Source organism: Marinobacter sp. UBA3604 (assembly GCF_002375325.1).
In the GTDB taxonomy this organism is placed as follows: Bacteria; Pseudomonadota; Gammaproteobacteria; order Pseudomonadales; family Oleiphilaceae; genus Marinobacter; species Marinobacter salarius.
Map to the genome: position 1 here is coordinate 1 of NZ_DFMB01000060.1, position 5,907 is coordinate 5,907.

At 54.7% G+C, this 5,907-nt stretch carries 5 protein-coding genes; 3 read left to right on the plus strand and 2 right to left on the minus strand.

Annotated features, from left to right (window positions below):
• Positions 1–154: 154 nt before the first annotated feature.
• Complete coding sequence (locus B2590_RS16715; RefSeq protein ID WP_199448222.1) at positions 155–1,417, minus strand: OprO/OprP family phosphate-selective porin; 1,263 nt, start codon at positions 1,415–1,417, stop codon at positions 155–157.
• A 370-nt stretch (positions 1,418–1,787) separates the two neighbouring features.
• On the opposite strand from B2590_RS16715, the gene B2590_RS16720 reads away from it, so the two are divergent.
• The 3 genes from B2590_RS16720 to B2590_RS16730 are packed head-to-tail and all read left to right on the plus strand — an operon-like array spanning position 1,788 to position 4,734.
• Positions 1,788–2,765, plus strand: coding sequence for a Bug family tripartite tricarboxylate transporter substrate binding protein (locus B2590_RS16720; protein ID WP_286810116.1), 978 nt, complete (start codon positions 1,788–1,790; stop codon positions 2,763–2,765).
• Positions 2,762–3,208, plus strand: coding sequence for a tripartite tricarboxylate transporter TctB family protein (locus B2590_RS16725; RefSeq protein WP_036204068.1), 447 nt, complete (start codon positions 2,762–2,764; stop codon positions 3,206–3,208). Before B2590_RS16720 ends, B2590_RS16725 begins: the two co-directional genes overlap by 4 nt.
• Positions 3,208–4,734, plus strand: a complete 1,527-nt coding sequence (locus B2590_RS16730) for a tripartite tricarboxylate transporter permease (protein WP_036204071.1) — start codon at positions 3,208–3,210, stop codon at positions 4,732–4,734. Before B2590_RS16725 ends, B2590_RS16730 begins: the two co-directional genes overlap by 1 nt.
• Positions 4,735–4,785: 51 nt before the next feature.
• On the opposite strand, the gene B2590_RS16735 is transcribed toward B2590_RS16730, so the two are convergent.
• A partial coding sequence (locus tag B2590_RS16735) for a sensor domain-containing diguanylate cyclase (protein WP_286810117.1) occupies positions 4,786–5,907 on the minus strand: 1,122 nt, incomplete at its 5' end.

The following is a 5,907-nucleotide window of genomic DNA, read 5'->3' on the forward strand; positions in this document are numbered from 1 at the left end:
CACCAGATTTGACGATAGCTCCAAAGTCCGGGGAATTCCACTCAACTTCTATATTGCCGGAAACAACCACTTGAGTCCGACAGGCTGCTGTGAACCTCATGCAACTAAGGGTGCCCGTTTTGTCGCAGGCCGATGGTAGCTACTGATGGCTTCCTTAGAACAAGTATTGGATACGTCCTGTAAAACCCAGACCGTTGTCTTCATTGCCTACCAAGGACGCTGCACCCGGGCCACTCACCTCTGAATAAATGGCATTTGCCATAAATTTCACCTTTGACGAGTAATAGTAGTTGGTGCCCAGGGTATAGCTTGTTGTTTCTGTCCCCTGCGTATCAGATGTCGCATCCATATTACTTAAACGAGCAACCAGTTCCCATGCATCTCTAACGCCCTTGGGTTGTTTGAACACTGCAGAGCCTTTAGAGTACTGCCGCTGAAGTCCTGCCGGGAAATAACTGGCGGTAACGGTGTAGCCATCGTAAACTTCACCATCCAGCGGTGAGGCTGGGTCTACGGCGTTTAATTCACGGGCTGCATACTCTGCCTCTACGGTCAGCCCTCTTAGCTGATATGCAGCCTCTAAGCCGGCCTGTTGCAGGCTGTTCAGCGCTACCGGGCTTCCCCCTGCGACATAGTCCACCAAACGGGTATTGGTGTTGCGTACTTCTCCACGTGCGAAGCGTGCTCCTAAATCCCGGCCTCCCATATCACGGTTTGAATACCAGCCACCGAGGTGCAGAACGCCGTCTTGCAAATCTTTTTGCCAAGTGAGGCGGCCTGTTAATGCGAGCGCCAAAACGCCATTGTCAACGCCATTGGCATCAACATTCTGGCCAACGGCACCGAAAGCTTCGTTTCTGTAAACTCCAACTGCATAACGAATGCCTGAGTCTTCGAAGTATTGGTTGGCTGATGCGCCCCATGAGAAATATGGCGCCATGGTATTTGCCAACGAGCTACGTGATATAGTGGCAATATGTTTGCTACTGGTTCGTCCGTTTAGTGAAATTTCTTCCCAAAGCTTACCAGCCTGTACTTTCAGACCATTGCCAAAACCTTTGTAGCGTACTCGCGCCAGAACAATCTCGCCACCACCGTCCGCGAAGTCGAGTAATAATTTGTGGTCCCAGTCACCATGCACACTCTCTACATAAGTACGAATGCGGCGAGGGAAAAAATCACTGCCTGGATCGCCAGCCCTGCCGGCATTGTAAGCGCCTTGAAAGTAGTTGAAATCTGCCTGGATTCGCCCGCCAAACTCGAGATCAAAAATTTTTGATTTTTTCAGGTCGTCGAGTTCTTGTTTAAGGTCATACATTTGTTTTTCTAGTTTTTGCTCATCAGGAGCGGCAAGTACAGTAGTGCTGGTTAATGCTGCGAAAAGAATGAATGCAGCTCCGGTTATGGTTTTTTTCATAGTCGTAAAGCCTCTTTTGTAATTATTCGGAGTATCAGTTGCTGTCGCGACAACGCTGTCAGACTAACCCATGACGTCATATTCAATTAATCTTTAAAAGATAAGGTTCTTTTTTTCTATTTAGGGCTTTTTGGTCATAAAAACCACGATCAGGGAAGTATTCCCAGGCAGAAATCGTTTTATGTGAACAATATGATCAGAACGTGTTTTAAGGTGTAAAAAAGCTTTACGCCCACAAACTTCGGGAAAGCTATTTATTTACTTACACTGCCAATCGAGTCCTCCGTTATCGCTATTAGTGGCAACGTAAAATGCCATCTCGGAACGCGATCGTCGTCGAGGGACACAACAACAAATCAGAGGTTATAAGATGCTTGCTAAACGATGTTTTTTATTGGTGGCTATAGCCACACTCAGTTTTTCGGCCCTCGCATGGCAACCCTCCGGAAAAGTGGAATGCATCGCCCCGTCAGACCCGGGTGGCGGCTGGGACTTTACCTGTCGCAGCGCCGGTAATGTGATGAGGGACCTTGGCCTGGTTGATGGCACCGTACAGACCATCAATATGGCCGGTGCCGGCGGCGGCGTTGCCTATGCTCACACGGTCAGCAAACGAGCGGAAGATGACAAGCTGATCGTCGCCGCATCAACGGCAACCACTACCCGTCTCGCCCAGAAACAGTTCCCCGGGCTGGATGCCGATATGGTGACCTGGATTGGCGCACTGGGCGCGGATTACGGCGTCATTGCCGTAGGCAAGGACTCACAGTACGAGAACCTGAATCAACTGCTCGATGCCATCAAGCAGAACCCGAAATCCGTCAAGTTCGCGGGCGGCAGTGCCCGGGGTGGCTGGGATCATCTGAAGGTGCTGATCACCGCGAAGGCCGCCGGCGCCGATCGACTGCCCGCCATTCCGTACCTTTCCTACAATAACGGTGGTGAGGCCATGACCCAGGTGGTCGGTGGTCAGGTCGACGCCTTCACCGGTGATATCTCCGAAGTCACCGGTTTCCTGTCGTCGGGCGACCTTCGTGTTCTGGCCGTGCTGGCCGACGAGCGCCTGCCGGGTGAATTTTCCGATATTCCGACCGCAAAAGAGCAGGGCGTTGACGCCGTTGGCCCGAACTGGCGCGGTTTTTACATGCCCAAGGGTGCTTCCAGTGAGTCCAAGGCGTTTTGGGTCGAGGCCGTCGATACCCTGTATGCCAGTGAGCAGTGGAAAAAGGTGATGAAGGCCAATGGTCTCATCCCGTTCCATCCGCCTGCAGATGAGTTCGACAGCTTTGTCGAGCAACAGGTAAAGGACATCGAGAACCTGTCCCGCGAAATAGGACTGCTGAAATGACAGGCCTGGGTGATCGGCTTCTTGGCCTGGGCCTGATGGTTCTGGCAGTGGCTTACGGCTGGGTTGCACAGCAGTGGCCCGAGCCGTTTGGCGGCGCCGAAACCGTTGGGCCGGAAACCTTTCCAACCATCCTTGCGGTGGTTCTGGTTGCCGGCAGCATCTACCTGATGGTCAAGCCGGACCCCGACGCCCAGTGGCCGCTGGGCCGGTCCGCAGTTGAGCTGGTGGTGTCGCTGGTTGTGCTGGTGGTCTACGCGATGCTGCTTGAGCCCCTGGGGTTTGTCATCTCGACAACCCTGGCGGTTGGCACCCTTAGCTGGCGCATGGGCGCGCCCGCCAGGAATGCCTTTTTAACGGGCCTGATCAGCGCCGTGGTGGTGTTCGTCCTGTTCAACTATGGCCTGGCGTTGAGCTTGCCTGCTGGCATCCTGGAGGTGAACTGATGGAAACGCTTGGTTTTCTGATGGAGGGGTTTGCGGTTGCCCTGACACCGTACAACCTGATGTTTGCGCTCTTCGGTGCTTTCGTGGGCACCCTGATTGGTTGTTTGCCCGGCCTGGGGCCGGCAAACGGTGTGGCGATCCTCATCCCGTTGGCGTTTACCCTTGGCTTGCCGCCGGAAACTGCCATGATCCTGCTGACATCGGTTTACGCCGGCGCGATGTATGGCGGCCGTATTTCCTCCATCCTGCTCAACATTCCCGGTGACGAACCGGCGATGATGACCTGCCTGGATGGCTACCCCATGGCCCAAAAGGGGCGGGCGGCCGATGCGCTGGCGATCTCTGCTATTGCGTCCTTTGCCGGTGGGCTGATCGGCACCATCGGGTTGATCATGCTTGCCCCGGTGCTGGCGAGGTTTGCCTTGAGTTTCGGCCCGGCGGAGTATTTCGCGCTGTTCCTGCTGGCCTTCGCCACCCTGGGTGGTATTACCGGCAAGAACCCGATGAAGACGGTGATTGCCGCGACCCTGGGGATCATGATCTCCACCGTGGGCATCGATATCTCCACCGGCACCCAGCGCTACACCTTCGGTGTGCTGGAACTTTACGAGGGTATTGATTTTATCCTGGCGATTGTTGGCCTTTTCGCCATTTCGGAGTTGTTGTTCTTCGTCGAGTCGCGCATGGGTGGTGGGCGTAAAAAAATGAACGTGGGCAAGCTGACCCTTACCTTCAAGGAGTTGGTCTCCACGGTTCCCACCCAGCTTCGTGGCGGCGTGCTTGGATTCATTTCCGGCGTGCTGCCGGGTGCCGGTGCGTCCCTGGGCAGTTTTATCAGCTACACCCTCGAAAAGAGCGTGATAGGCAAGAAGGGCACGTTCGGCGAGGGCGATATCCGGGGTGTGGTGGCGCCTGAGGCGGGCAACAACGGTGCCTCATCAGGCGCGCTCGTACCCATGTTGACCCTGGGCGTGCCAGGTAGCGGTACCACCGCGGTGCTGTTGGCGATGCTGATTTCATTGAACATCACGCCGGGCCCGCTGATGTTTACCCAGAACGCCGATATTGTCTGGGGCGTCATTGCCGCCCTGCTGATTGGCAATGTGCTGCTGCTGGTGCTTAACATCCCGTTGGTTGGCTTCTTTGTGCGCCTGCTGTCGGTGCCGCCCATGTACCTGCTGCCCATTGTGACCATGGTGGCCTTCGTGGGCATCTATTCCATCAGCAACAGCGCCTTCGACCTGTATTTCATGGTGGCGTTTGGCGTGGCGGGTTATTTCCTGCGCAAACTGGAAATTCCGGTGGTGCCGATTATTCTCGGGCTATTGCTCGGACCGGAGATGGAGAAGAACCTGGGGCATGCCCTGGTGTTGTCAGACGGCGACTGGAGCATTCTGTGGGAAAGCACCCTGGCCAAGAGCTTCTGGCTGGTTGCCGCTCTGAGCCTGGTGTTGCCTTATGTGGTGGGTCCGGTGCTGCGTCGCCGCATGAACGCGGCCATGAAGGAAAGCCCGGCCAGCGATTGACCCAGGTTCGGTGTTTCCTGCGAATAAGGCCGCACAATTCTCTGTGCGGTCTTATTCTATTCGGTTCCGGCCGTTCTCCTTGGCTTGGTAGAGCGCACGATCTGCAGCGCCAATCAGCTCCGAAACGGATTCAGCTGGAGAGGGTACCTGAGCTGCGATACCGATACTGACGGTGACCCGCGAGTCGACACTGCTTGCGCTGTGTTCAATGTTCTCCTCAGCGATGTGCTGTTGAAGAACAGCGGCAATATTCTGGGCGCTGGCTCGGCTGGTGCCCGGCAATACAATCAGAAACTCCTCCCCACCGTAGCGCGCAACCATGTCCGAATCGCGTTTGGCGGCATTTTGCAGAATTTGAGCAACCTTTTTTAGGCAGTCATCGCCTGCCTGATGGCCGTAGTGGTCGTTGTAGGCTTTGAAATAGTCAATGTCGACCAGCATTACGGTCAGTGGGTCACTGGTTCGTATTAATAGGTGCCAGGCTTGCTGCAGCTTTTTATCCATGGCCAGTCGGTTGAAGAGACCAGTCAGTGGGTCAGTCTCTGACAACTGCTTCAGTTCCTGATTATTGGCTTCGATTAGGCCAAGCATTGTGTTGAAATCTCTCGATAGCGCACCGATTTCATCCTGATTGCGAATCTGGGCCCGCATGGAGTAATCCATGGAGCCCGTAATACTAGCAATGTCGGTTCTGAGGTCGCGGATGGGGCGAACCACCGTAATCTGGAACACGATGAACAGAGTGATCGCAATCGCCACGCCCAGTATGACGAACAGTAGCATCCCGTACCGTGTGATGCTCTTTCCCAACTGGCTGATGCTACGGGTAACTTCGGTACTTGCGTTCAGCGCCGGTTCGCCGTCAATGTAAATAGACTTTTGAGCCATCAACCGGCTATCGTCAATCGGCTTGATTTGGTAATGGGAGTTGTCGGAGCCTTTCTGTGTTTCTGTCGGAAGCGATAGCTCGAAGCTCATGAGTATCTGCTCGGCCAGCGTGTTAACTCGATGCTGGTCCAGAAACTGACCGAACAGCAGGAAGCCTCTTGGTTCGCCCGTACCGTCGCTTCTTACAATAGGGCGCATAGAGAAAAGCACCGGGACGCCTTTCAGGGGAAATACGCCGCTGATTCGCTGGTCGTCGACGTCGGTGTAGTAGCCCCCATTTAAACC

What these genes read in the sequence shown, in the direction of transcription:
- B2590_RS16715 (WP_199448222.1), bottom strand. Translation starts at nt 1,417, where the DNA reads ATGAAAAAAACCATAACCGGAGCTGCATTCATTCTTTTCGCAGCATTA.
- B2590_RS16720 (WP_286810116.1), top strand. Translation starts at nt 1,788, where the DNA reads ATGCTTGCTAAACGATGTTTTTTATTGGTGGCTATAGCCACACTCAGT.
- B2590_RS16725 (WP_036204068.1), top strand. Translation starts at nt 2,762, where the DNA reads ATGACAGGCCTGGGTGATCGGCTTCTTGGCCTGGGCCTGATGGTTCTG.
- B2590_RS16730 (WP_036204071.1), top strand. Translation starts at nt 3,208, where the DNA reads ATGGAAACGCTTGGTTTTCTGATGGAGGGGTTTGCGGTTGCCCTGACA.